At 72.3% G+C, this 24537-nt stretch carries 25 protein-coding genes and 1 riboswitch; of the genes, 12 read left to right on the top strand and 13 right to left on the bottom strand.

Annotated features, from left to right (window positions below; translation table 11 throughout):
• Window positions 1-67 precede the first annotated feature (67 nt).
• Together ACZ7P3_RS18135 and ACZ7P3_RS18130 are read right to left on the bottom strand one after the other, a co-directional pair.
• Window positions 68-1978 (bottom strand): anthranilate synthase family protein, encoded by a 1911-nt coding sequence (locus tag ACZ7P3_RS18135; protein WP_472082715.1) that lies wholly within the window; start codon window positions 1976-1978, stop codon window positions 68-70.
• A gap of 128 nt (window positions 1979-2106) precedes the next feature.
• Window positions 2107-2163 (bottom strand): trp operon leader peptide, encoded by a 57-nt coding sequence (locus ACZ7P3_RS18130; RefSeq protein ID WP_078912442.1) that lies wholly within the window; start codon window positions 2161-2163, stop codon window positions 2107-2109.
• 105 nt (window positions 2164-2268) lie between these two features.
• On the opposite strand from ACZ7P3_RS18130, the gene ACZ7P3_RS18125 reads away from it, so the two are divergent.
• Together ACZ7P3_RS18125 and ACZ7P3_RS18120 are read left to right on the top strand one after the other, a co-directional pair.
• Window positions 2269-3621, top strand: coding sequence for a class II 3-deoxy-7-phosphoheptulonate synthase (locus ACZ7P3_RS18125; protein ID WP_472082713.1), 1353 nt, complete (start codon window positions 2269-2271; stop codon window positions 3619-3621).
• Window positions 3622-3782: 161 nt separating this feature from the next.
• Window positions 3783-4025 carry a (2Fe-2S)-binding protein gene (locus tag ACZ7P3_RS18120; RefSeq protein WP_472082711.1) on the top strand — a complete coding sequence of 81 codons (243 nt, stop codon included), beginning with the start codon at window positions 3783-3785 and terminating at the stop codon, window positions 4023-4025.
• Window positions 4026-4045: 20 nt separating this feature from the next.
• Here ACZ7P3_RS18120 and bfr read toward each other — a convergent pair whose 3' ends face one another.
• Window positions 4046-4525, bottom strand: a complete 480-nt coding sequence (bfr, locus tag ACZ7P3_RS18115) for a bacterioferritin (protein WP_472082709.1) — start codon at window positions 4523-4525, stop codon at window positions 4046-4048.
• 176 nt (window positions 4526-4701) lie between these two features.
• Here bfr and ACZ7P3_RS18110 point away from each other — a divergent pair, with 176 nt between their 5' ends.
• The gene (locus ACZ7P3_RS18110) at window positions 4702-5334 is read left to right on the top strand and encodes a sulfite oxidase-like oxidoreductase (RefSeq protein ID WP_472082707.1); all 633 of its coding nucleotides are present in this window, start codon (window positions 4702-4704) and stop codon (window positions 5332-5334) included.
• Between the two features lie 58 nt (window positions 5335-5392).
• Here ACZ7P3_RS18110 and ACZ7P3_RS18105 read toward each other — a convergent pair whose 3' ends face one another.
• From ACZ7P3_RS18105 to thiO, 5 genes are all read right to left on the bottom strand, one after another.
• Window positions 5393-6403 carry a deoxyribonuclease IV gene (locus ACZ7P3_RS18105; RefSeq protein ID WP_472082705.1) on the bottom strand — a complete coding sequence of 337 codons (1011 nt, stop codon included), beginning with the start codon at window positions 6401-6403 and terminating at the stop codon, window positions 5393-5395.
• A gap of 34 nt (window positions 6404-6437) precedes the next feature.
• A complete protein-coding gene (gene pknB / locus ACZ7P3_RS18100) occupies window positions 6438-8369 on the bottom strand; it encodes a Stk1 family PASTA domain-containing Ser/Thr kinase (RefSeq protein WP_472082703.1) in 1932 nt (643 codons plus the stop codon).
• Window positions 8370-8484: 115 nt separating this feature from the next.
• Window positions 8485-9279, bottom strand: coding sequence for a thiazole synthase (locus ACZ7P3_RS18095; RefSeq protein ID WP_472082701.1), 795 nt, complete (start codon window positions 9277-9279; stop codon window positions 8485-8487).
• A gap of 2 nt (window positions 9280-9281) precedes the next feature.
• Entirely contained in the window at window positions 9282-9482 is a 201-nt protein-coding gene (gene thiS, locus ACZ7P3_RS18090) for a sulfur carrier protein ThiS (protein WP_472082991.1), read from the bottom strand.
• 2 nt (window positions 9483-9484) lie between these two features.
• Window positions 9485-10663: a glycine oxidase ThiO gene (gene thiO, locus ACZ7P3_RS18085; RefSeq protein WP_472082699.1), complete on the bottom strand. Its 1179-nt coding sequence runs from the start codon at window positions 10661-10663 to the stop codon at window positions 9485-9487.
• Window positions 10661-10772: riboswitch (TPP riboswitch) on the bottom strand. (Overlaps the previous gene by 3 nt.)
• A gap of 53 nt (window positions 10773-10825) precedes the next feature.
• Here thiO and ACZ7P3_RS18080 point away from each other — a divergent pair.
• The 6 genes from ACZ7P3_RS18080 (at window position 10826) to ACZ7P3_RS18055 (ending at window position 15730) form a co-directional block, all read left to right on the top strand.
• Window positions 10826-11176, top strand: a complete 351-nt coding sequence (locus ACZ7P3_RS18080) for an avidin-fold protein (RefSeq protein WP_472082697.1) — start codon at window positions 10826-10828, stop codon at window positions 11174-11176.
• A 32-nt stretch (window positions 11177-11208) separates the two neighbouring features.
• Window positions 11209-12441, top strand: coding sequence for an NAD(P)/FAD-dependent oxidoreductase (locus ACZ7P3_RS18075; RefSeq protein ID WP_472082695.1), 1233 nt, complete (start codon window positions 11209-11211; stop codon window positions 12439-12441).
• Window positions 12442-12506: 65 nt separating this feature from the next.
• On the top strand, window positions 12507-12872 hold the full coding sequence (locus tag ACZ7P3_RS18070) for an Rv2175c family DNA-binding protein (protein WP_472082693.1): 366 nt from the start codon (window positions 12507-12509) through the stop codon (window positions 12870-12872).
• A gap of 132 nt (window positions 12873-13004) precedes the next feature.
• Complete coding sequence (gene thiE, locus ACZ7P3_RS18065; protein WP_472082691.1) at window positions 13005-13652, top strand: thiamine phosphate synthase; 648 nt, start codon at window positions 13005-13007, stop codon at window positions 13650-13652.
• A gap of 147 nt (window positions 13653-13799) precedes the next feature.
• Entirely contained in the window at window positions 13800-14723 is a 924-nt protein-coding gene (gene metF, locus ACZ7P3_RS18060) for a methylenetetrahydrofolate reductase [NAD(P)H] (protein ID WP_472082689.1), read from the top strand.
• 56 nt (window positions 14724-14779) lie between these two features.
• A complete protein-coding gene (locus ACZ7P3_RS18055) occupies window positions 14780-15730 on the top strand; it encodes an SCO2102 family sporulation regulator (RefSeq protein ID WP_472082687.1) in 951 nt (316 codons plus the stop codon).
• Between the two features lie 31 nt (window positions 15731-15761).
• Here the strand turns inward: ACZ7P3_RS18055 and ACZ7P3_RS18050 are convergent, their stop codons facing one another.
• The 5 genes from ACZ7P3_RS18050 to ACZ7P3_RS18030 form a co-directional block, all read right to left on the bottom strand.
• Window positions 15762-17297 (bottom strand): phytoene desaturase family protein, encoded by a 1536-nt coding sequence (locus ACZ7P3_RS18050; protein WP_472082685.1) that lies wholly within the window; start codon window positions 17295-17297, stop codon window positions 15762-15764.
• A 57-nt stretch (window positions 17298-17354) separates the two neighbouring features.
• Entirely contained in the window at window positions 17355-17969 is a 615-nt protein-coding gene (locus ACZ7P3_RS18045) for a DUF4126 domain-containing protein (RefSeq protein WP_472082683.1), read from the bottom strand.
• Window positions 17970-18332: 363 nt separating this feature from the next.
• Window positions 18333-18962 (bottom strand): TetR/AcrR family transcriptional regulator, encoded by a 630-nt coding sequence (locus ACZ7P3_RS18040; RefSeq protein ID WP_472082681.1) that lies wholly within the window; start codon window positions 18960-18962, stop codon window positions 18333-18335.
• 47 nt (window positions 18963-19009) lie between these two features.
• On the bottom strand, window positions 19010-21094 hold the full coding sequence (locus ACZ7P3_RS18035; RefSeq protein ID WP_472082679.1) for a YhgE/Pip family protein: 2085 nt from the start codon (window positions 21092-21094) through the stop codon (window positions 19010-19012).
• Window positions 21066-22034 (bottom strand): ATP-binding cassette domain-containing protein, encoded by a 969-nt coding sequence (locus ACZ7P3_RS18030; protein WP_472082677.1) that lies wholly within the window; start codon window positions 22032-22034, stop codon window positions 21066-21068. The genes ACZ7P3_RS18035 and ACZ7P3_RS18030 overlap by 29 nt, the downstream gene beginning before the upstream one ends.
• A gap of 167 nt (window positions 22035-22201) precedes the next feature.
• On the opposite strand from ACZ7P3_RS18030, the gene ACZ7P3_RS18025 reads away from it, so the two are divergent.
• The 3 genes from ACZ7P3_RS18025 (at window position 22202) to ACZ7P3_RS18015 (ending at window position 24437) form a co-directional block, all read left to right on the top strand.
• Window positions 22202-22765: an SAV_6107 family HEPN domain-containing protein gene (locus ACZ7P3_RS18025; protein WP_472082675.1), complete on the top strand. Its 564-nt coding sequence runs from the start codon at window positions 22202-22204 to the stop codon at window positions 22763-22765.
• Window positions 22766-22946: 181 nt separating this feature from the next.
• Complete coding sequence (locus ACZ7P3_RS18020; protein ID WP_472082673.1) at window positions 22947-23774, top strand: methyltransferase; 828 nt, start codon at window positions 22947-22949, stop codon at window positions 23772-23774.
• 276 nt (window positions 23775-24050) lie between these two features.
• Complete coding sequence (locus ACZ7P3_RS18015; RefSeq protein ID WP_472082671.1) at window positions 24051-24437, top strand: DUF3040 domain-containing protein; 387 nt, start codon at window positions 24051-24053, stop codon at window positions 24435-24437.
• Window positions 24438-24537 lie beyond the last annotated feature (100 nt).

Here is a 24537-nt window from a genome sequence, read left to right as displayed (position 1 = left end):
GCCAGCAGGGGGCTCGCCCTCGGCGCCGGCCGGCGACCAGCCGGTCCGGCGCCGAGGGCGGAACCGTTCAGGCCGAAGCGGGAGCCTCGGGGCGGCGGCCCCCGGCCAGCCGGGCGACGAGTTCCCGTACGACGTCGGCCCCGTTCAGGCTCAGCACCGACTCCGGATGGAACTGCACCCCGCTGAACCCGGGGCCCCGGACCGCGTGCACCTCCCCGCTCTTTGCCCGGCTCACCTCGATGCCGTGCGCGGCCAGCTCCCGCGCCGCCTCCTCGTCGCAGCGGGCCACGAAGCTGTTGTAGAAACCGACCGTCTCCGGCCGCCCGAACAGGTCGATCGTGGTCTGCGCCCCCTGGTACGGGACCTGCTTGCGGACGATCTCCAGACCCAGCTCGGCGGCGATCAGCTCGTGTCCGAGGCAGACTCCGAGCACGCCGTACCGGTGCTCCCGGAGCACCTCGGCGGTCAGCGACCGCAGCAGCCGCATCTTCGGGTCGGCGAGATCCGAGGGGTCACCCGGCCCCGGCCCGAGCACCACCGGCCCCTCGTGCGCGAGCACGGCCTCCCGCAGCCCGGGCTCGTCGTACCGCCGGACGGCCACCTCCAGGCCGCCCGAGCGCAGCACGTGCGCCAGCATCGCCGTGAAGGTGTCCTCGGCGTCGACGACGAGGGCATGGCCTTCCAGGGACGCGGACCGCTCCTGCATCCGCAGCCAGAACGGCGCCAGCGAGGCGCGGCGCCCGTCCAGCGCGGCCCGCACCCGGGGGTCGTCGGCCAGCCGGGCCGGCGCCACCTCCTCGCGCGGCCGGGACGGCCCCACACCGAGGGCCGCCAGGACCCCCGCCGCCTTCGCGTGGGTCTCCGCCACCTCGCCCGCGGGGTCCGAACCGCGCACGAGGGTCGCACCGACCGGGACGCGCAGCCGGCCGTCGGCCAGGATGTCGGCGGTGCGGATCAGGATGGGGGAGTCGAGGGTCTGGGCGCCCGCTCCCTCCCGCCCGTCCCCGGCGTACCGGCCCAGCAGGGCCAGCGCGCCCGCGTAGTAGCCCCGGCCCGCGCCGTCCCGTCCGAGGGGCTCGTGCCGCTCGATCACCCGGCACGCGTTCTGCACCGGCGACCCGGTGACCGTCGCCGCGAACATGGTCTCCCGCAGCACCTCCCGCACATCCAGGGAGGACTTCCCGCGCAGCTCGTACTCGGTGTGGGCGAGATGCGCCATCTCCTTCAGACGCGGCCCGACGACCACCCCGCCCATGTCGCCGACGGTGCACATCATCTTCAGTTCCTCGTCGACGACCATGGACAGCTCCTCGATCTCCTTGCCGTCGGCGAGGAAGTCCAGCAGATGCTCCGGCGTCGGCCCGCCGGCCGGATAGCGGTACGTCCCGCTGATCGGGTTCATGACGACCGTGCCGCCGGACATCCGGACGTGCACCTCGGGACTGGCCCCCACCAGCGTCCGGTCCCCGGTGTGCACCACGAACGTCCAGTACGCGCCCCGCTCGCCCTCCAGCAGCCGCCGGAACAGCGCCAGCGCGTCCGCCCGGCCGAACCCGGGGATCCGGCCCTCGTACGTCCGCCGGATCACGAAGTTCGCGCCCTCGCCCCGGCCGATCTCCTCGCGCAGCACCCGCCCGACGATCTCGCCGTACTCCTCGTCGCCGATGTCGAAGCCCCCGCCCTCGACCCGCACCTCGTGGCCGGGCAGCGAGCGCAGGGCGTCGGCGAGCGGGATCTCGCAGGACTCCTCGGGCGTCAGCACGAGCAGCGGGGTGCCGTCGTCGCGGACGTCGAAGCCGCGCTCGCGGATCTGCCGGAACGGGACGAGCGCGAGGCCCTCCTCGGGCAGGTCGGCGAGGCGCTCACGGGGAGTGACGGGGCCGATCAGCACCTCCACCGTGTGCTCGTCGCGGCCCGGAGTGCGACGGCGGAGCAGGGCGAAGGGGCGGGGGTCGTGCAGCAGCTGTGCCAGGTCCATGGTTCCTCTTCCGGGTCCGTCGACGGTGTGATCGATGGTGTGATCGATCGATGCCGGTGAGGAACGACCCCGGAAACGCCGAAGGCCGCCCCTCGGGCGGCCTTCGCGAAGTCTTGCGTACGCGCTAGTCAGTGGGCCGCCGGATGAGCGGTCCACCACCAGTTCTGGGTCGAAAGCGCGAACATGGGAGGAACCCTACCGCACGGGCCCGATGTCCATGGAGCAAACACTTCGTCTCACCTTTCGAGCCAGACAAAAACCATGGGACACGACCCCGTAATGTTTACGAGGTGACCGTGAACGCTAAGACCAGCCCGAGCGCTGGCAACACCTGGCGAAACCTGCCCGCGGCGCAGCAGCCCGAGTACCCCGACGCCGAGGCTCTGCGCGCAGTGATCGCGGACCTCGAGTCGTATCCGCCGCTCGTCTTCGCGGGCGAGTGCGACCAGCTGCGCGCCCGGATGGCGGCCGTCGCCAAGGGAGAGGCGTTCCTCCTCCAGGGCGGCGACTGCGCCGAGGCCTTCGACGCGGTGTCCGCGGACCACATCCGCAACAAGCTCAAGACGCTGCTCCAGATGGGTGCCGTCCTCACCTACGCGGCCTCCGTGCCCGTGGTGAAGGTGGGCCGCATCGCGGGGCAGTACTCCAAGCCGCGCTCCAAGCCGACCGAGACCCGCGACGGCGTGACCCTGCCGACCTACCGCGGCGACTCGGTCAACGGCTTCGACTTCACCGAGGCCGCCCGCATCCCGGACCCCGAGCGCCTGAAGCGGATGTACCACGCCTCCGCGTCCACGCTGAACCTGGTGCGCGCCTTCACCACCGGCGGCTACGCCGACCTGCGCCAGGTGCACGCCTGGAACCAGGACTTCGTGAAGTCGTCCCCGTCCGGGCAGCGCTACGAGCAGCTCGCGCGGGAGATCGACAACGCGCTGAACTTCATGCGGGCCTGCGGCACCGACCCGGAGGAGTTCAAGACCGTCGAGTTCTTCTCCTCCCACGAGGGGCTGCTGCTCGACTACGAGTCGGCCCTGACCCGGGTCGACTCGCGCACCGGCAAGCTCTACGACGTCTCCGGGCACATGGTGTGGATCGGTGAGCGCACCCGGCAGCTGGACGGGGCGCACATCGAGTTCGCGTCCCGGATCAGCAACCCGATCGGGATCAAGCTCGGCCCGACCACCACGGCCGAGGAGGCGCTGCAGTACATCGACCGCCTCGACCCCGAGCGCGAGCCGGGCCGGCTGACCTTCATCGTCCGCATGGGCGCCGACAAGATCCGCGACAAGCTCCCCGAGCTGGTGGAGAAGGTCACGGCGTCCGGTGCGACGGTGGCCTGGGTGACCGACCCCATGCACGGCAACACCTTCGAGGCGGCCTCCGGGCACAAGACCCGCCGCTTCGACGACGTGCTGGACGAGGTCAAGGGCTTCTTCGAGGTCCACAAGGCGCTCGGCACCCACCCGGGCGGCATCCACGTGGAGCTGACCGGCGACGACGTCACCGAGTGCGTGGGCGGCGGCGACGAGATCTTCGTCGACGACCTGCACCAGCGCTACGAGACGGCCTGCGACCCGCGGCTGAACCGCAGCCAGTCGCTGGACCTGGCGTTCCTGGTCGCCGAGATGTACAGGGACCAGTGACCGGTTCGCCTATTACCGGACCATGAAGTGGGGCGCGGATCACATACGATCCGCGCCCCACTCCACTTTTGCGCTGCCCGAGCGATGGGTAAGGTTAGGTTTGCCTCACCGATCAACGGGATGGCAGTCGAGAGAGCAACCCCGTCGGGAGGTGAATCCGCGTGTACGTCTGCAGCTGCTTCGGCGTCACCGAGGCGCAGGTCGTGCAGCACGCGGAGGACGGCGCCTGCACTCCCCGCCAGATCGCCTCCGCCTGCAAGGCCGGCACCGACTGCGGCTCGTGCGTCCGCCGGATCCAGGCGATCCTCGGTCGTGGCGCCTGCCCGCGCCGTGAGCTGGCCGACCAGGGCAAGCCGGTGCTGACCGAGCTGTCCGGCCCCGTCGGTCTGGACGAGGCCGCCTAGCGGTCCGCCGGGCCGGTGCCCTAGCTCTCCGGCTGTTCGATGATCTGCGAGAGGTAGAGCGCCTCGCCGAGCTTCTCCACCAGCTCCAGCTGGGTGTCGAGGTAGTCGATGTGGTGCTCCTCGTCGGCGAGGATGTCCTCGAAGATGTTCGCGGACGTGATGTCGCCCTTCTCGCGCATCACCTTGATGCCCCGCTTGAGCCGGTCGATCGCCTCCACCTCGATCTGCCGGTCGGCCTCGAACATCTCCTTGACGCTCTGTCCCACCCGCACATGGAACAGCCGCTGGTAGTTGGGCAGCCCCTCCAGGAACAGGATCCGGTCGGTGAGCACCTCGGCGTGCTTCATCTCGTCGAACGACTCGTGCCGCGTGTACTTGGCGAGCTTCGTCCAGCCGAAGTTCTCCTGCATCTTGGCGTGCAGGAAGTACTGGTTGATCGCGGTCAGCTCGCCGGTGAGCTGCTCGTTGAGGAACTCGATGACCTCGGGGTCGCCCTGCATCGCAGCGGCTCCTTCCACACGGAGGGACGGGTGAGGTGTGCGGCGGCATGATTGCACCGGCGAGGAAGATCGTCCAGTAAGTGCGTACTTAGTAAGTGTGTCCTGACTTGACACTAGTTGTCCGGTTTGTAAATGGGTGGTCAAGGGCACGGCCCCAGGTCTGTCAGGATGGATACATGGGTCATCCGGTGGAGCGCGAGTCTGGGGCAGTGGCAGGGTTCGAGCTTCCGCCGGGACAGCGACTCCAGCGCGGCTGGCCGGTCACGCACTACGGGCCCGTACCGAAGTTCCGGCCCGAACGCTGGGAGTTCCGGGTCTTCGGCACCACCGCCGACGGTGACAAGCACACCTGGAGCCACGAGGAGTTCACGGCGCTGCCGTACACCACCGTGGTGGCCGATCTGCACTGTGTGACGAAGTTCAGCATGGTCGGCGCCGAGTGGGGCGGCGTGCCCGCCCGGACGATCCTCGACCTGGCCCCGCCGGCACCCGACGTCACTCATGTGATGGTGTGGGCGGAGTACGGATTCAGCTCGAATCTGCGCCTCGCGGACTTCGCCTCCGACCGTGCCGTCTTCGCCACCCACAAGGACGGCGAACTCCTCACCGCCGAGCACGGCTTTCCGGCGCGCCTGATCGTCCCCCACCTGTACGCCTGGAAGGGGCCCAAGTGGGTCCGTGGCGTGGAGTACATGACGGCCGACCGCCGTGGCTTCTGGGAGGAGCGCGGCTACCACAACATCGGCGACCCCTGGAAGGAGCAGCGCTACTCCTACCAGGAGGAGCTGGGAGACGGCCCCGAGCTCTGACCGCTCAGCGGTGGCACCGGTGCACCACCGCATGCCCCCAAGGGGTATTCCCCGAGGGCTATCCGTCGCGCAGTTTCTTCAGCCGCTCCACGTCCGCCGTGTGGCCCTCCTTGCCGCCGGGCGTCTCGATGACCAGCGGGACGCCCTCCGTCGCAGGGTGGGTCATGAGCGCCCGGAAGGGGTCCTCGCCGATGTGGCCGGCGCCGATGTTCTCGTGCCGGTCCTTGTGCGCGCCGGCCACGTCCTTGGAGTCGTTGGCGTGGATCAGCTTCAGCCGCCCCTCGCCGACGGTGCCGACCAGCAGGTCCAGGGTCTGGTGCATGCCGTGGGGGCCGCTCAGGTCGTGCCCCGCGGCGAAGATGTGGCAGGTGTCCAGGCACACACCCAGCTTCGGGTGGGCGTCCAGCGCCTCGAAGTACGGTCCGAAGTCCCAGGTGCGCGAACACAGCGAGGCCCCCTGCCCGGCGGTCGACTCCAGCAGCAGGAACGGGTCGTCGTCGTGGGTCAGCTCGTCCAGCAGCGGCAACAGGCGCTCCCGCACCTGCCGCAGCGCCACGGACCGCTCCCGCCCGCCCGTCGCGCTGCCCGTGTGCACGACGACACCCAGCGCGCCGATCTCCCGCCCGCGGCGCAGCGAGTGCCGCAGCGACTCCACCGACTTCTCCACGGTCGCCTCGGTGTGCGAGCCGAAGTTGATCAGATAGGGGGCGTGCACATACGCCGGGATCGACTCCGCCGCGCAGGCCGCCCGGAACTCCTCGTCCTGCCGTGGATTGCCGGCCGGGGTCGCCCAGCCCCGCGGGTTGGCCACGAAGACCTGCACGGTCTCGGCCTTGAGATCACGGGCGTAGGACAGGCCCACGGAGTGCAGACCGCCGGCCACGGGGACGTGACCGCCGACGGGGTTGCGGGAAGGCCCGGCTCCGGGGCGGGCGGGGGCCGATCCGTGGCCGGCAGCGCCCGATGCGGGGCTGCCGGGGCCCGATCCGGGGTTCGCGGGGCCCGCTCCGGGGCCGCCGGAGGCCGGTCCGGGGCTGCCGGAGAGGGCGGGGGACTGCTCGATGCTCACCCGTTCAGGGTGTCACGCTGCGCACCGCCCCCGGTCACCGGATGGTGATCGTTATCGTCGACCCCTTGGGCGCCATCTCGCCGCCCTCCACCGACTGCCGCTTCACGGTGTCACCGAAGAGCCCGAGCAGCCCCCGGTCCTCCTTCACCTCGAAGCCGGAGGCCTTCAGCAGCTTCTTCGCATCGTCCACGCCCGCCCCGACCACGTCCGGCACCTCGGCCATCTCCGGGCCCTTGGACAGCGTCAGGGTCACCGTGTCGCCCTCGGCGGCCTGGCCGTCGCCCGCGGGGCTCTGGCGGGCCACCTGACCCTTGTCGTACTCGGAGTTGATCTGCTCCGTGGAGATGGTCACCTTCAGGCCGGCGTCCTCCAGCTCCTGCTTGGCGTCGTCCAGGTCGTCCCCGGTGACGTCCGGGACGTCGATCGGATTGCCCTTGCTGACCAGGAACGCGATCGCCGAGCCCGCGTGCCGCTTGATGCCGGCCTCCGGGTCGGTGCTGATCACCGAGCCCTTGTCGACACTGTCGCTGAACGCCCGGTTGACCATGCCCGGCTCGAGGCCGGCCGCCTTCAGCTTCTTCTGCGCCTGCCCCAGCGGGACGCCGGACAGGTCCGGCACCTTCACCGTCTCGGGGCCCCGGGAGACGACGAGCGTCACGGAGTCGTTGCTCCGGATCCGGGCCCCGGCCGCCGGGTCGGTGCTGATGACCGCGCCGCGCTCGACCGTGTCGCTGTATTCGAGCCTGACCCGCTTGACGTCGAGCCCCGCCGCCGTCAGCCGCGCCCTCGCCTGGTCCTCGGTCCTGGCCAGCACCTGTGGGACCTTGGTGAACTGCCCGGAGCTGATGTACCAGACGCCGGCGCCCACGCCGAAGACCACCAGGATCGCGGCGACGACCGTGACGAGTCCGCGCCGGGGCCGCGACAGCCGCCGCCGCGCGGGCGCCGGGGGGCTCTCCAGCCGGCTGGTGTGCCGGACGTCCGCCGCGGGAACCTCGTCGTCCTCGTTCACGGGCAGCGGCCGGGGCACGGTGAGCGAGCGCGGTATGACGCTCGTACGGTCCCCGGCGTTGTCGTGCTCCGCGGACAGCGCCTGCGGCGGCAGGGCGTCCAGCTGCCCTGCGCTCAGCTCGGCACGCGCCCGCAGCACCTGGCCGAGCAGCGCCGCCGCGTCGTGCGGCCGTACGTCCGGGGTGCGCGCGGTGGCCGCGGCGACCAGCTCGTCCAGTTCGCAGGGCAGCCCCGGCACCAGGGCCGAGGGCGGCGGCACGTCCTCGTGGATGTGCTTGTAGAGCACCTGGGCGGGGGAGTCACCGGAGTGCGGCTTGCCGCCGGTCAGCATCTCGTAGAGCACGACACCGCAGGCGTAGACGTCGACGCGCGGGTCGGCGGTGCCCTGCTCGATCTGCTCGGGCGCGAGATAGGACACGGTCCCGAGCACGGTGCCGGTCGTGCTGGTCACGGTGTCCACGGACCGCACCAGGCCGAAGTCGGCGACCTTGACCCGCCCGTCGTCCCCTATCAGCACGTTCTCGGGCTTCATGTCCCGGTGCACGAACCCGGCCCGGTGCGCGGCGCCGAGCGCGGCCAGCACGGGCTCCAGGATGTCCAGCGCGGCCCGCGGCTGCAGGGCGCCCCGCTCGCGCAGCACGTCCCGCAGGGTGCACCCGGCGACGTACTCCATCGCCAGGTACACGTACGACCCGTCGGTGCCCTGGTCGAAGACCTGCACCACGTTGGGGTGGGCGAGCCGGGCGACCGACTTGGCCTCCCGGATGAAGCGCTCCACGAACGACCCGTCGGCCGCCAGCGCCGGATGCATCACCTTGAGCGCGAGAATCCGGTCCAGGCGGGTGTCCAGGGCCCGGTAGACCGTGGCCATCCCGCCGACCGCGATCCGCGCCTCGACGCGATACCTGCCGTCGAGCACCTGCCCGACGAGGGGGTCCTGAAGGGTCGTATCCACGCAGGCGAGTGTACGAGGGGCGACCGACAGTCCCGCCCGTCGGGCCGTTCCGGGGACGGAATGCAGCAGAGCTGTGACCCTCGTGGTACGCCCCCGGAGACTCGCGGTACGCCCGCTAGAAAGCGGGGCGCTCCGGATCCAGGTGCGCGCGTCCCTCCGTGGGGGAGGAGGCCTCCGCGAAGTGCCGGCGCGGGATCCGCCCGGCCAGCCGGGCCAGCCGTCCGGCCTCCACCGCGTGCTTCATGGCGGCGGCCATCGTCTCGGGCTCCTGCGCCCGGGTGACGGCGGAGGCGAGCATGACGCCCGCACACCCCAGCTCCATCGCCAGCGCCACGTCCGAGGCCGTACCGGCACCGGCGTCCAGAATCACCGGCACGCGCGCGTGCTCCACGATCAACTGGAAGTTGTGCGGATTGCGGATCCCGAGCCCGGAGCCGATCGGCGAGCCCAGCGGCATCACCGCCGCACAGCCCACGTCCTCCAGCTTCCGGGCGAGCACGGGGTCGTCGTTGGTGTACGGAAGCACCGTGAACCCGTCGTCGACCAGCGTCTCCGCCGCGTCCAGCAGCTCCACCGGATCCGGCAGCAGGGTCCGCTCGTCGGCGATGACCTCCAGCTTGATCAGGTCCGTGCCGAGCGCCTCCCGGGCCAGCCGGGCGGTCAGCACGGCCTCCCCGGCGGTGAAGCAGCCCGCCGTGTTCGGCAGCACCCGGATGCCCAGCTTCTCCAGTACCGACAGCACCGAGCCGTGCACCTCGGGATTGACCCGCCGCATCGCCACCGTGGTCAGCTCGGTACCGGAGGCGACCAGCGCCCGCTCCAGGACGTCCAGGCTCGGCGCACCGCCGGTACCCATGATCAGCCGGGAGCCGAAGGGCACACCGCCCAGGACGAAGGGATCGTCGGCCATGGTCAGCCTCCTTGCACTGCGGTGAGGATCTCCACGCGGTCTCCCTCGGAGAGGGACGTCAGCGGCCACTGCGCGCGCGGGACGACGGTTTCGTTGAGGGCGGCCGCCACTCCGGAGGGCGCCACGGTGAGGGTCCTGACCAGGACGTCCAGCGCGGTGTCCGGGGCGATCCGCCGGTGCTCCCCGTTGACGGAGACGGTGATGTTCATACGGGCTGCTCCATGAGTGCGGTCTGCTGCAGGGGTGCGGCGCGAAAGCGCCCCGGCGCGAACGGACGGGCTTCCTGCGGCAGCGCGCCGCCGGCCAGCAGCTCCGCCATGACGTCCCCGGTGACCGGGGTGAGCAGCACGCCGTTGCGGTAGTGCCCGGTGGCCAGCAGCAGCCCGTCCAGGCCGGACGGGCCGAGCAGCGGCGCGTTGTCGGGGGAGCCCGGGCGCAGGCCCGCCCGGGTCTCGGTCAGGGGCAGCTCGGTGATGCCCGGCACCAGCTCATGGGCGTCGCGCAGCAGCTCGTACACGCCCCCCGCGGTCACCGTGGTGTCCCAGCCCAGCTCCTCGCTGGTCGCGCCGACGACCAGTTCGCCGTTCTCCCGGGGCACCAGGTAGACATGGCTGCCGCGCACCACGGCCCGCACGGTACGGCTCAGGAACGGCGCGTACTGCCGGGGCACGGTCAGCCGCAGCACCTGCCCCTTCACCGGCCGCACCGGCGGAAGTACGGCGTCCGGGACGCCCGCGAGGCGGCCGCTGAGGCTCCCGCCCGCGAGCACGACCTGCCCCGCGCCCAGGCGGGCGCCGTCCGCCGTGGTGACGCCCACGGCGCGGTCGCCCACCACGTCGAGCCGCTCGGCCCACGACCGGTGGAACACCACCCCGGCCCGCTCGCACGCGGCCAGCAGGGCCGACGCCAGCCGCCGCGGATCGATCTGGTGGTCGCCGTCGACCCGCAGCCCGCCGCGCACCCCGGGCGCGAGCATCGGCTCCAGGCGCCGGCACTCCCGCCCGGACAGCCACTCCGCCTCCAGGCCCGAGCGCCGCTGCAGGTCGTGCAGGTCGCGCAGATGGGCGCGGTCGTCGGCGTCCAGCGCGACGGCGAGCGTGCCGCAGCGGCGGTACCCGAGGTCGTGGCCGGTCAGCTCGGTCAGCTCGGCCGCGAAGTCCGGATAGCGGCGGGCCGACTCCAGATTGAGGGCGAGCAGTGTCTCCTCGCCGTAGTGCAGTTCGGTGACCGCGGCCAGCATCCCCGCCGCGACCTGTGCGGCCCCGCCGCCGGGCTCGGGGTCCGCCACGGCCGTGGCGAGTCCCCGCTGAGCGGCCCGCCAGGCCGTGACCAGGCCGATGATCCCGCCCCCGATGACGAGGACGTCGGACGTAGGTGAAGACATGGGCGTCCAGCCCCTCCCTTCGCCGGCATGACCCGGATCAGGTTCGTACGGTCGGAGGCCGCCAGCCTCCCTCTCAGCCCGGTGCGTCCGGGCTCCCGCGAGTGCTTGTACGGTGGCCACCCTAGCCCGCGGCGCTCGTCACCCGTAAGGGAGCCCTTGCCCATGACCCGCTCGCTCGACGGACTGATCCTGGCCCCCGTGGCGGACCAGGCCCCAGGTCAGGTGGGTGCGCGCACCCGGTTCGCGTACCACGAGAAGGACGGCGCGATCTGGGCCGACTACGCGGGCGGCGACGTCGTACGCGGCCATCTGGTCGGCACCCGGGAGGGCGACCGGCTGGACTTCCGGTACGTGCAGCTCACGCACGACGGGACCACGTCCTCGGGGCACTGCGTGTCGACGGTCGTGGAACTGCCCGACGGCCGGGTGCGGCTGGCGGAGACCTGGGAGTGGGAGTCGCGGCCCGGCAGCGGTACGAGTGTTGTGGAACAGGTCACGGAGCACGCCCGCTGACTGACGTTTTGTCAGTTGTCTATGGTGATCGGGTGAGCGAGCAGACACCACAGCAGGGCACGGCACAGGGACGGCGCGTGGTCGTCGTCGGCGCGGGCATGGCGGGCGTGCAGACCGCGGTGGCCCTGCGGGAACAGGGCTGCACGGACACCGTGACCCTGATCGGCGCCGAGCCGCACCAGCCCTACGACCGGCCACCGCTGTCCAAGGCCGTGCTGCTCGGCACCTCCGAGGGCTCCGCCTTCGACATCGACTTCGAGTCGCTCGGCATCGAACTGCGGCTCGGCTGCGCGGCGCTGGGCGTGCGCCCCGGCGACCACGAGCTGGACACCGAGGCCGGGCCCGTGCCGTACGACGTCCTCGTCCTCGCCACCGGCGCAGAACCGATCCGGCTGCCGGGCACCGAGGGCGTGCCCGGCGTGCACCTGCTGCGCACCCTGGACGACGCCGAGCGGCTGCGGCCGGTGCTCACCCGGCAGCACGACATCGTGGTGGTCGGCGCCGGCTGGATCGGCGCCGAGTTCGCCACGGCCGCCCGGGAGGCGGGCTGCGCGGTGACCGTCGTCGAGGCCGCCGACCGGCCGCTGGCCGGCGCGCTGCCCGCCGAGGTCGCCGCCCCCATGACCGCCTGGTACGCCGACAGCGGCGCCGAGCTGCGCACCCACGCGCGCGTGGAGCGCATCGAACCCGGCACCGTGGTGCTCGCCGACGGCACGCGGCTGCCAGCGGGCGCCGTCGTGGTCGGCATCGGCGCGCGTCCGGCCACCGCCTGGCTGGCCGGCTCCGGCATCGAGCTGGGCGCGCACGGCGAAGTGGTGGCCGACGACCGTCTGCGCACCTCCGCCGAGGACGTGTACGCGGTCGGTGACTGCGCCTCCTTCCCCTCGGCCCGCTACGGCGCCCGGCTGCTGGTCCACCACTGGGACAACGCGCTGCAGGGGCCGCGGACGGTGGCCGCGAACATCCTGGGCGAGACCCCCGCGGTCTACGACCCGGTGCCGTACTTCTGGTCCGAGCAGTTCGGCCGGTTCGTCCAGTACGCCGGACACCACCCCGCGGCCGACCGGCTGGTGTGGCGCGGCGACCCGGCCGGCCCGGCCTGGAGCGTGTGCTGGCTGCGCGAGGACCGGCTGGTGGCCCTGCTGGCCGTGGGCAGGCCGCGCGATCTGGCCCAGGGGCGGCGGCTGATCGAGGCGGCCCGCCGCCTGGATCCCGAGGCGCTGACCGACCCGTCACGGCCCCTGAAGGACGCCGCCGTCGGTTAGGCACGTCCTCCCAGGTGGACCGGCCTGACTTCCGACTGTCGGTGGTGGATGGCAGGCTAGATTCCGTGACCGAGATTGACGCAAAGATCGATGCTCTCGTGCCCGCCTGGCTCACCGTCCCCGACATCGCCGAACAGCTCGGCGTCGAGGTGACGCGTGTACGGCAGCTGGTCAAGGACGGCCAGCTCATCGCCGTACGCCGTGGTGAGAACCGGGCGCTGCACGTCCCCGCCGCCTTCATCGACGGGGACAAGGTGGTCAAGGGCCTGTCCGGGACCCTGACGCTCCTGCGGGACGACGGCTTCTCGGACGAAGAGATGCTCGAGTGGCTCTTCACCCCCGACCCGACCCTGCCCGGCACCCCCGCGCAGGCCCTGAGCGAGAATCGCGGCACGGAGGTGAAGCGCCGCGCCCAGGCGCTCGCCGTCTGAACCGACCCGCACCAAGGGTGGCGTACCGGCCAGGACCCGTACGCGCCCCGCACCACGGGTGGCGTACAGGCGACGGTCCGTACGCCACCCTCCTCGCACGCCCAGAAACACCGACCACGGGGGGATCCGCCCATGTCCGACACCGCCCGCAGCAGGCTCGCCGGCGCCCGCCTCTACCTCTGCACGGACGCCCGCAGACGGCAGGGCGACCTCGCCGAGTTCCTGGACGCGGTCCTGGCCGGCGGTGTCGACATCGTCCAGCTGCGCGACAAGGGCATGGAGGCCGCCGAGGAACTGGAGCACCTGACGGTGTTCGCCGACGCCTGCGCCCGGCACGGCAAGCTGCTCGCGGTCAACGACCGGGCCGATGTCGCCCACGCCGCCCGCGCCGACGTCCTCCATCTGGGCCAGGGCGACCTCCCGGTCCCCGCGGCCCGGGCCGTCCTCGGTGACGACGTCCTGATCGGCCGTTCGACCCACGCCGACTCCGAGGCCGCCGCGGCCGCCTCCCAGGAGGGTGTGGACTACTTCTGCACCGGACCCTGCTGGCCCACCCCCACCAAGCCCGGCCGCCACGCGCCCGGCCTCGACCTGGTGCGGTACACCGCCGCCCTGGGCACCGACCGCCCGTGGTTCGCCATCGGCGGCATCGACCTCGGCAACCTGGACGAGGTGCTGGACGCCGGTGCCCGCCGGGTGGTCGTGGTCCGCGCGATCACCGAGGCGGAGGACCCCGGAGCCGCCGCGGCGGAGTTCGCGAAGCGCCTGCGGCAGCTGTAGGGCTGTCCAGGCCATAGGGGCTGTCCAGGGGGTTCCGTTCCGGCCGGTGTCCGGATTTCTGTCCAAGGGATGGACAGGAGAGCGACAATTCGGGCAAATATCCGGCATCCGGTTGGGGGACCGCCCACCCCTGGCTAACCTGCCGGTATGGCCCTCGGAACCGCATCCACCAGGACTGATCGCGCGCGCACCGTGCGTGACATGCTCGGCACCGGCAAGACGACGTACTCGTTCGAGTTCTATGCGCCGAAGACCCCCAAGGGTGAGCGGAACCTGTGGAACGCGCTGCGCAGGGTCGAGGCGATGGCCCCCGACTTCGTCTCCGTCACCTACGGTGCCGGCGGCTCCACGCGCACGACGACGGTCAAGGAGACCCAGCAGATCGTCGTCGACACGACGCTCACACCGGTCGCCCACCTCACCGCGGTCGACCACTCCATCGCCGAACTGCGCAACATCATCGGCCAGTACGCCGACGCGGGGATCCGCAACATGCTCGCCGTGCGCGGCGATCCGCCCGGCGATCCGATGGGCGAGTGGGTGGCGCATCCGAGCGGGCTCACCTACGCGGCCGAACTGGTCCGGCTCATCAAGGAGTCGGGCGACTTCTGCGTGGGCGTGGCCGCCTTCCCGGAGATGCACCCGCGCTCGGCCGACTGGGACACCGACGTCGCGCACTTCGTGGCCAAGTGCCGTGCGGGCGCCGACTACGCCATCACTCAGATGTTCTTCCAGCCGGATTCGTATCTGCGGCTGCGCGACCGCGTCGAGGCCGCGGGCTGCGACACTCCCGTCATCCCCGAGATCCTGCCCGTCACCAGCGTGAAGATGCTGGAGCGGCTGCCCAGGCTCAGCACCGCGCTGTTCCCTGACGCCCTGAAAGAGCGGATCCTCACAGCGAAGGACGATCCGGCGGCGGTACGCTCCATTGGCATCGAGTTCGCCACGGAGTTCTGCGCGCGGCTGCTGGCAGAGGGAGTGCCAGGACTGCACTTCATCACGCTCAACAACTCCACGGCGACCCTGGAAATCTACGAGAACCTGGGCCTGCACCATCCCCCGCAGGCCTAGACCGGCCGCACCGCCGTACGACACACTGCGTAGCGGTTACTGGGAGAGGGGCGTACATGGGCTGGACGGTCCTCTACATCGCGTTCGGCGTCGTCGCACTGTGGCTGCTCGGCGAGGTGCTGCTGCAGTACAAGGCGCGGCTGCGCTGGCGCCTGCTCGCGTTCGCGGGCTTCCTCGGCGTCGTGGTGGGCGTGCTGATGCCGTCCGTCGTCGTCATCGGTCTGGGCGCGATCGCCTTCGCGATCGGCCAGACCTACGTCACGCTCTCCTTCCGCCGCGGCTTCGCCGCCGGCTGGGCGGTCAAGCGGCCCGAGCCCGGGGCCGGGGGCGGCTCCAGCAAGCGCCGCCGCGGCCGGGCCGACCGCCAGGACCCGACCCTGGAGGTCTCCGACCTGGAGGCCGCCGAGGGCACCGGCGACCGGGACGCCGGCTACGGCGGTGAGCAGCCCGCCTACGGTGACGACGAGTACGACCGCGACGACGTCTTCACCCCCGCCCGCTCGCCCGAGCCCACCGCTGCCGAGAGCACCGCCGTCTACGAGCCCCAGCCCCTGCCCGACGACACGGGCTCCTACGGCGTCTACGGCGACCCCGCCCACGCGTCCGCCGCCCAGCCCCAGAACCCGACCTACGCGTCCGCCGCCCCGGGCCCCGACCAGACCTACGCCTACGACTACTCGGGCTACGGCCAGCAGGGCTACGGCTACGAGACCGGCGGCCAGCAGCAGTACGCGAACTACTCCGACCCGTACATCGGCTCCCAGTCCTACGGCGGCGCCTCCTACGGCACCGGCTACGACCAGCAGTACGGCCAGCAGGGCTACGGCCAGGACCCCTACGCCACCGGCGGCTACGGCGAGACGCCGTCCGGCGGGGTGTGGGTCCCGCAGCAGCGCACCGACGAGACCTACGGCGGCGAACTCCCCCAGGAGCAGCCGTACCCGTACCAGGGCAACGGGCAGCAGCCGCAGCCGGGCGCCGGGTACGACGAGCAGTACCGTTTCTGAAACTCCGCCGCGCTCACCGCGAGCCGCGGGCTCACTGCGAGCCGCGGAAGTCCGGGCCCTCCACGATCAGCCCGGCCACCAGCGCACCCGACATGCCGGCATGGGAGAGTCCGCCGCCGGGGTGCGACCAGCCGCCCACTCGGTACAGACCGGGCAGCCGGGTGCTGTTCGCCGGGTGCAGATAGCGGCCCCGGCCGGCGGCGACAGCGGGAGCGGGCACGGCCCCGGAGCGGGCGCCCGTGGCGCCCTCCGTGTCGCCGGGTGTGCGCACCTCGTGCCACAGCAGGCGCTCCCGCAGTCCGGGTACGGCGGATCCGGCGGCCTCCAGGAGGAAGTCCGTGTAGCGCCGGACCGTGTCCGCGTCCTCCCAGCCGGCCTCGGTCGACACCACGGCGGACAGCACCACGGACTCGTGTGCGCCGTCCGGTCTGAGCGCCGGGTCGTCGGGGCGCAGGACGGTCACCGTGGGACACACGGGCCTGTCGCCGCCGGGTGAGACCAGGAGGTCCAGCTCCGTGTCGGGATCGGGGGCGTGGACCACCGTGCGATGGACGGCCCGGTCCTCGCGCCCGCCCCGCAGGGCCAGCAGAACACTGAACCGCCCGGGCGGGGGTGAGACGGGGTCGTGCCGCGCATCACCCTCCTCGTCCAGCGGGTGCTCCGTCAGGGCCCGCAGCCGCGCCGGGTCCACGTCCGCCACGACATGGTCCGCCTCGGCCACCGTCCCCGCCCCGGAGCCGGCAGCGGTGCCCCCGGCAAGCTCCACCCCCGCCGCCCGGCCGTCCTTCTCCACGATCCGGGTGACCTCGGCGCCGAAGACGAACTCGACCCTGCGCTGCACACACCGCTCGTACACCGCGCGCGCCAACTCCCGGATGCCGCCGCGCACATACCAGGTGCCGAAGGCGTGCTCCATGTACGGCAGCACGGCGGCGCTCGCCGGAGCGGTCCGGGGATCCAGGCCGTGGGCGAGCACATGGCTCTCCAGGAGGGCCGTCAGACGCTCGTCCCGCAGCTCCCACGCACCGATCTCGGCCGGCGTGCCCGCCCGGCGCGTGCGCAGCAGGCGCTTGTGCGGGACGGCCGGATAGGGCTCCCGCTCGGCCAGCACCTGCCAGTTCGGCCACAGGGGTTCCTCCAGCAGGGGCCGGCGCGTGCGGTCCCATGCCTCGCGGGCCCGCACCAGGAAGTCGCCCCAGCGCTGCCCGGCCCCCGCACCCAGCGCCTCGTCCAGGGCCGCGACGACACCCGCACGCGAGGCGTTGGGCAGGGACACCTCCGTGCCGTCCGCGAAGACGTGCCGTGCGGCCGGGTCCACCTGGACCAGCTCGACGCGGTCCTCCAGCGGCTCCTTGCCGGTCTTGATGAACAGGTCGCGATAGACCGCGGGCAGCGTCAGCAGCCCGGGGCCGGTGTCGAAGGCGAACCCGTCCCGCTCGAAGCGGCGCACCGCACCGCCATATGTCTCCGTACGCTCGTACACCGTCACCCGGTGGCCCGCGACGGCCAGCCGGGCAGCGGCCGCCATCGCGCCCATGCCGGCGCCGATCACCGCAATCCGTGCCATGTCTGCGACTTTATCGACCGCCACCGACAGCCCGGTCCACGGGCGGCCCGTGGACGCTCAGCCCGGCGGCCCGGACATCCGCGAGGCCAGCCGCCGCTCCTCCCGGCGCTGGGCCCGGCGACGCAGGAAGCGCCGGATGCGGGAGACGAGGAACACCAGCACCACGAGCCCCGAGACGAGCAGCACCGCCGCGACGGCCGCCGCCGCCTCCGGATGGAACATCGCGAACGCGACGATGCCGCCCACCCCGAGATCCTCGGCGAAGCTCAGGGCGATGTTGCTGAACGGTTCGGGCGAGGTGTTGACCGCCATCCGCGTCCCGGCCTTCACGGTGTGACTGGCCAGCGCGGTCGAACCGCCGACCAGCCCGGCGGCCACGTCCGACAGCGAGCCGCTGTGCCCTGCCAGCAGCGCCCCGACCCAGGCGCCCGCGAGCGGCCGCACGACGGTGTGCACGGTGTCCCACGCCGAGTCGACGTACGGGATCTTGTCGGCGACCGCCTCGCACAGGAAGAGCACGCCCGCCACGATCAGCACCTCCGGGCGCTGCAGGGTCTGCGGGACCTCGTCGCTCACCCCCGTCAGGCCGAACAGGCCGAGCAGCAGCACCACCGCGTAGGCGTTGATGCCGCTGGCCCAGCCGCTGGTGAAGACCAGGGGGAGTACTGACACGGACGCGATCGTAGCCACGCGGCGAGCCCGCGTCGCGGGCACGCGCGCACCCACCTGAGTATCCGTACTCAGACGGCGAGATGAGTACGCGCGCGGATGGGCCGCACTCCGTGTCCACGAGAGAGTGGGGACACGGCAAGGGGCGCGGACCGGTACCGCCGGCACGGGGCGGCGGAACGGTGCCCGTGCCCTGGCCGCTCCTTCCGCCGATCCGTCGGCGGAGGCGAGGCACGGGGGACCCGGGGCAGACCACCACGGGGGACCATCGGGGGAAGAACCGTACGGGGAAGTACGGGAGGACGGGGGAGCAGGAAGGCGCCGGTCCGGCAGCGGACCGGCGCCTTCCTCGTGTTCCCCGGGTGCTCAGACCCGTCCGCTCACGCGTCCCTGGAGCAGCCGGGACAGGGCCGCGTGGACGTCGTCCAGCGAGCGCTCCGGCTGGAATGACTTCCAGTCCAGCGCGGCCACCAGGACCATGCCCACCAGCGCCGCCGCGGTCAGCTGGACGTCGATCTCCTCGCTGAACTCGCCGGCCGCCACGCCCTCGCGCAGCACCCCCTCGACCACGGCCACGGCCTCCTGCCGGACCACCATCAGCGTCGACTGCCAGGCGCGGTTGGTGCGCCACAGCTCGGCCACGTACAGCTGGGTGAACGCCGGATAGCGGTCGATGAAGACCAGCCCCGCGCGGACCATCGCGTCCAGGGCGTCCACCTTGCTGCCGCCCTCGGCCGCGGTCCGCTCGGCCGCCTCGCGCAGGGAGGCGGTGAGGAGGCCCACGCCGTGCCGCAGCAGCTCCTCGAAGAGGACCGACTTGCTCGCGAAGTTGTAGTAGACCGTGCCCTTCGCGACCCCGGCCCGCTCGGCGATCTCGTCCACCGTGGTGGCCGAGAAGCCCTGTTCGGCGATGAGTGTGACGGCCGCTTCGTAGAGCTTCTGCCGGGTTGCCTCGCGGCGCGTGCTGCCGCCGGACGTGGCGCTGCTGCTTTCCATGGCCCTGATTGTCACAGGTACGCGCGTGTGCAGGGCCTTCTTGGGGATCACAGGGTCAGCTCGGGGTGCAGCCGGTCCAGCGTCCACACCTGGCGGCGCCGGGCCGCGAGCGCGGTGAGCGCGAGGGCGCCCGCGGTGAACGCGGCCAGCACGGCGCACGCCTGCCACACCGGGCCGAGCCCGCCGCCCGTGATCAGCCGGCGCAGGGCGGCCACGACGTAGCTCATCGGCAGGAACGGATGGATGGCGTTGAAGAAGCCCGGGCTGGTCTGCACGGGGTACGTGCCGCCCGCCGAGGTCAGCTGGAGCATCAGCAGCGCCAGGACCAGGATCCGGCCGGCCGCACCGAAGCGGGCGTTCAGCCACTGCACGATCGCCGCGAAGCACGCCGCCACCAGGAACAGGAAGCCGACCGTGCCGGCCGCCCGCGTCATCTGCAGGCCGATCGCCCAGTGCAGCACGGACATCAGCGCGGCCGTCTGCAGCACGCCCACGGCGGCCACCGGCAGCCAGCCGGCCAGCGCGATCCGCCAGGCCGGCGAACCGGCCGCGAGAGCACGCCGGTTGAGCGGCGCGATCAGCATGTACGCCACCATTGCGCCCACCCACAGCGACAGCGGGATGAAGTACGGGGCGAATCCGGTGCCGTAGTTCGGCGCCTTGTGCAGGTCGTGGGAGGCGAGCTGGACCGGGTCGGCCATCACGCCGGTGCGCCGGTCGCGGTCCTGCTTGTCGTAGTCCGGGATCTTCTTCGCACCGTCGTGCAGACCGCCGGCGAGCTTCCCGGAGCCGTCGACCAGCTTGTACATGCCGCCGTTGAGGGTCTCGGCGCCCGACGCGGCGGTGCCGATGCCCTTGTCCAGCGTGGCCGAGCCCGTCAGAGCGGTGCCCAGCCCCGAGTGCAGCCTCTTCGCGCCCGCGGCGACCCGGGCCGCGCCGTCGTTCAGCTTGTTGATCTTCTTGACGGCGTCGTCCACGTCCTCGTAGAGGTGCGGTGCGCGGTCGGAGAGGGCCTGGGCCTGCTTCCGGAGCGTGCCGAGGTTGTCCCGCATCGTCTTCAGGTCGCCGTTCTGGTCGGCGATCAGGGTGTTCAGGTCGTCGGCGACGGTGGCCACGTCGACGGCCGCCTGCCTGGCCTTCTTCAGGTCCGGGCAGACCGGGTCCGGGATGGTCGCGCTCTCGCAGCGGGTCCGGTAGACCTCGTCCAGGACGGCCGAGGACGCATGGGCCGTGCGGGCGGCCCCCGGCGCGAGCTTCACCAGGACGTCGAGGTTGTGCCCGACCGTCTTGGCCGAGTCGGCGACCAGCCGGGCCGTGTCCCCGATGGTCTTCTCGTTGTCCTTGAGGAACGGACCGGCCTTGCCGTAGGCGCCGTTGACGTTGGCCGCGAGCGTCCGGGTGCCGTCCGCGACCCGCTGGGAGCCGTCCTCCAGGTCACCCGCGCCCGTGTCGAGCTTCTTCAGCCCCTTGGCCAGCCTGCCGCTGCCGCTCTTGGCGTCCTGCAGGCCGTCCGCGAGGTCCTTGGAGCCCTTCTTCGCCTTCCCGATGCCGCCCTTGAGCCGGTCGGCGCCCTTGGCCGCCGTCACGGTCTTGTCGTGGATGCCGGAGAAGGAGATGAAGATCTTGTCCAGGAAGGTCCGGGACGCCTTGCCGGACGCGGCCGTACGGACCTCGTTGAAGACCGTCCGCGAGATCTGGCCGACGATGTAGTTGTTCGCGTCGTTCGTGCGCACCCGCAGGGCGCTCGTCTCGGGGGAGCCGCCCGAGCTGGAGGCGATCCGCTCGCTGAAGTCGGACGGCATGGACAGCGACAGGTAGTAGGTGCCGTCCTCGACGCCCCGGCGGGCCTCGGCGTCGCTGACCTCGTGCCACTCGAAGGTCCGGCTGTCGCGCAGCCCGTCGACGAGGTCGTCCCCCGCCGTGATCCTCTTCCCGTCGGCCGTGGCGCCCTTGTCGTCGTTCACCAGGGCCACCGGAATGCGGTCCAGCCGCCCGTACGGGTCCCAGAACGACCACAGGTACAGGGCGCCGTAGAGCAGGGGCAGCACGAGGAGCGCGACCAGGGCAGCACGCGGCAGCCTGCCCCGCCCGAAGCGCCTCAGCTCAAGCACGGCCAGGCTCGGCGAGCGCATCGGCCTCCTCCTTCTGGTCGTTCCTGGCGTCGTTCTCGCCGTCGGTCCTGCTGCCGGCGTCGTCGTCGGTTCCGGCTACGTTCCCGCCGCCGGATGTACCGCCGGATGTACCGCCGGATGTACCGCCGGATGTACCGCCGGATGTACCGCCGGATGTACCGCCGGATGTACCGCTCGATGCACCGCCGGAATTGCCGTCGGTCTCGGTGCCGTTCTCGGCGTCGGTCTTCTCGGCGCTCCGCCGGGCGGGGCGGGCGGAGCGGGTGGTGACGCGGACGCAGTCTTCGGGCGCGGTGCGGCACACGGCCACGACCGTCGTCCCCGCGCGCGTGAGGGACCGCAGCAGGTCCCAGACCTCCGCGCGCTCGGCGTCCGAGAGCTTCAGGTCGACGTCGTCGACCCCGAGCAGCCCGGGCCGGCCGAGCAGGGCCAGCGCGATGGACAGGCGCAGCTCCTCCAGCCGCTCCAGGTCGCGTACGGCCGTCCGGGAGCCCTTGGGGAGCGTCTCCGGGTCGAGTCCGGCGGCGGCCAGGGCCGCGTCGACGCGCAGCCGTGCCTCATGGGTGCGCTGCGGGCGGGGCCGCAGCAGCTCGCGCAGGGAGCCGCCGAACCTGTGCTGCAGCAGCGCCCGTTCGCGCAGGTGCTCCCCGACGGTGAGGGCCGGTTCCAGGTCGGTGACCCCGGCCACGTTGGCCACGGCGCCGATGCGGCGCACGGCCGCCATGTGCCGGGGGAGCGCGAAGCCGCCCACGGTGGCCGCTCCCGCGGTGGGCTTCATCCGTCCCGTGAGCGCGAGCAGCAGACTCGTGCGGCCGGATCCGGACGGTCCCTCGATCGCGATCAGCGAACCGGGCTCCGCGTCGAAGCTGGTCTCGCTGAAGGCCCACCCCCGTGGCCCCTTGAGCCCGAGACCCTCGGCCGTGACGTGCGCGCCGTCCACAAGCTCCCCTGCCTGCTTGCCATTATTTGAACTGACTGGTCAGTGCAAAAATACGCCCGAACCTACGAGCGAAGCAAAGTCCCAGGTCAGAACGGATTGTCAGTGCCATACCGCACGATGGGCACATACGGCACCCGTGCCGTCACCCAGACGACAGGAGGTTCGTCATGGCCAGTTCTTCCGCAGCCGCCGCCCACCGGCGCCGCGCCACCGGCCCTGCCCCCTCACTGACCGGCCCCGCGAGCGATGTGCACCCCGTGCTCCGCCGGGCCACGGCCCCGCCCGCCGCCCTCCACCTGCTCGCCCAGGCCCGGGCCGGCCTCGAAGAGGCCGCCGTCCTGGAAACACCCAACGAGCGCTACGCGACCGCCCACCTCGCCGCCCTGCGCACCGCCGCCGCCGTCCTCGCCGCCCGGGGCCGCCCCGATCCCTCCCCCCGCCGCCGGGCCCGCATCCGCAGCGCCTGGGAGGTCCTCCCCGAGATCGCCCCCGAACTGACCGAGTGGAGCGCCCTCTTCGCCTCCGGCGCCGCCCGCCGCGCCCGTGCCGAGGCCGGCATCGACGGCGCCGCCGGACAGCGGGACGCCGACGACCTGATACGCGACGTGGCGATGTTCCTCCGGATCGTCGAGCGGATGCTGGTGCTCCAGCCCGTCCTGCCCCAGCCCCGCCAGGACGCCGACGAGCAGGATCCCCCGGGCACCCGCGGCGACCTGCCGGACGCGGGCTGACCTCGGACGGTCCGCCGTGCGAGACGCACGAGGCCGTAGCCCGCCGCGGTGACCGGGTACGGCACCGGAGGCAATAGGGTGGAAGGCGCCTGAAGCCTTCCTTCCTCCCGTACCCGGGCCGGGGAGGCACCCCGTTCGCGCCGCCGGGCAGAGGCGGTGCCGCGCCGAGGAGTCAACTGCCGTGTCGGACCCGATGCGCCCGCCCGTCGACCACCACCGCCCGCAACCGACGTCGCTGCGCTCCGATCCCTCCCGGCCCCGCGCCTCCCTCCGTACCGCCGTGGTCTGGGAGGTCCTCCAGGATGCCCTCGACCGCCGGATCAAGGCGACGGGGCGTGAGTCGCTGGACGTGCTCGACACCGGAGGCGGCAGCGGCAACTTCGCCGTGCCCGTCGCCCGCCTCGGCCACCGTGTCACCGTCGTCGACCCCAGCCCGAACGCCCTGTTCGCGCTGGAGCGCCGCGCCGCCGAGGCCGGCGTCGCCGACCGGGTCAAGGGCGTCCAGGGCGACGCCCACGGCCTGTTCGACGTGGTCGAGCGCGGCGGCTACGACGCGGTGCTGTGCCACGGTGTCCTGGAATACGTCGACGAGCCCGCCGAGGGCGTCCGCAACGCGGTGGCCGCGCTGCGTGCCGAGGGCGTCCTCAGCCTGCTCGCCGCGGGGCTCGGCGGTGCCGTCGTCGCCCGCGCCCTGGCCGGTCACTTCAAGGAGGCCAAGCAGGCCCTGGAGGATCCGCAGGGCCGCTGGGGCGCCGGGGACCCGATGCCGCGCCGGTTCACCGCCGAGCAGCTCACCGAGCTGGTCGAGGGCGCGGGTCTGACGATCGGCGCGGTGCACGGCGTACGGGTCTTCGCCGACCTCGTGCCCGGCGTCCTGGTGGACACCGAGCCCGGCGCCCTCGACGCCCTGCTGAAGCTGGAGGCCGCCGCCGCCGAGTTGCCGGCGTTCCATTCCGTCGCCACCCAGCTCCATGTGCTCGGTGAGACGCCGGGGGCCGCGGAGGCCTGAGCGCCTCTGCGGCACCCGCCGCTGATCAGGCGCTCGGCGGCAGATGGAGTACGCCACAAGACGCCCGATCGAGCGGTTTGCGCCGTATGATCGAGGTATACCGTCCGGCATGACGGGTCGGCCGCCGGGGAATGGAAGCCTCAGCGAGCCGGGACGTCATGGCGGATTCCGGTTGGCCAATTGGCGTAGAGGGGCGGGTTTCACGGGGGCGATTCCCTGCCTATCCTGAAGGGACCCCCCGGGTCGCCCCGGCGACTGCACGATGAGGAGGACTCCGTGCCGCTCTCGGAGCACGAGCAGCGCATGCTCGAGCAAATGGAGCGAGCGCTGTACGCCGAAGATCCCAAGTTCGCGTCGGCGCTTGAGGGAAACGGGCTGCGGACGTACACCCGTCGGCGGGTCTACCAGGCGGCCGCGGGCTTCCTCGTGGGTATCGCGCTCCTCATGGCCGGTATGGTCGCGCAGCAGATCTGGGTCAGCGTGGTGGGTTTCCTCGTCATGCTCGGCTGTGCCGTGCTCGCCGTCACGGGCTGGCGGAAGGCCCCCAAGCCGGGTGAGCAGCCCGCCGCGGGCGCCCCGCGCCGCCAGGCACGGCCCAAGCGCTCCGTGATGGACCGGATCGAGCAGCGCTGGCAGCGCCGCCGGGACGAGCAGGGCCACTGACCGCACGAAGGTCGGACCGGACGGCAGCCCGACCGTACGACGGTCCGGCGTGACGCGGTCCGAGCGGACAACAGCAGACATGCGTGAGGGGTGACCACCG

It is taken from the genome of Streptomyces sp. NPDC107581, from assembly GCF_055657175.1.
Note: the sequence above shows the minus strand (reverse complement) of the source record. Positions and strands in the feature narration are given on the sequence as shown.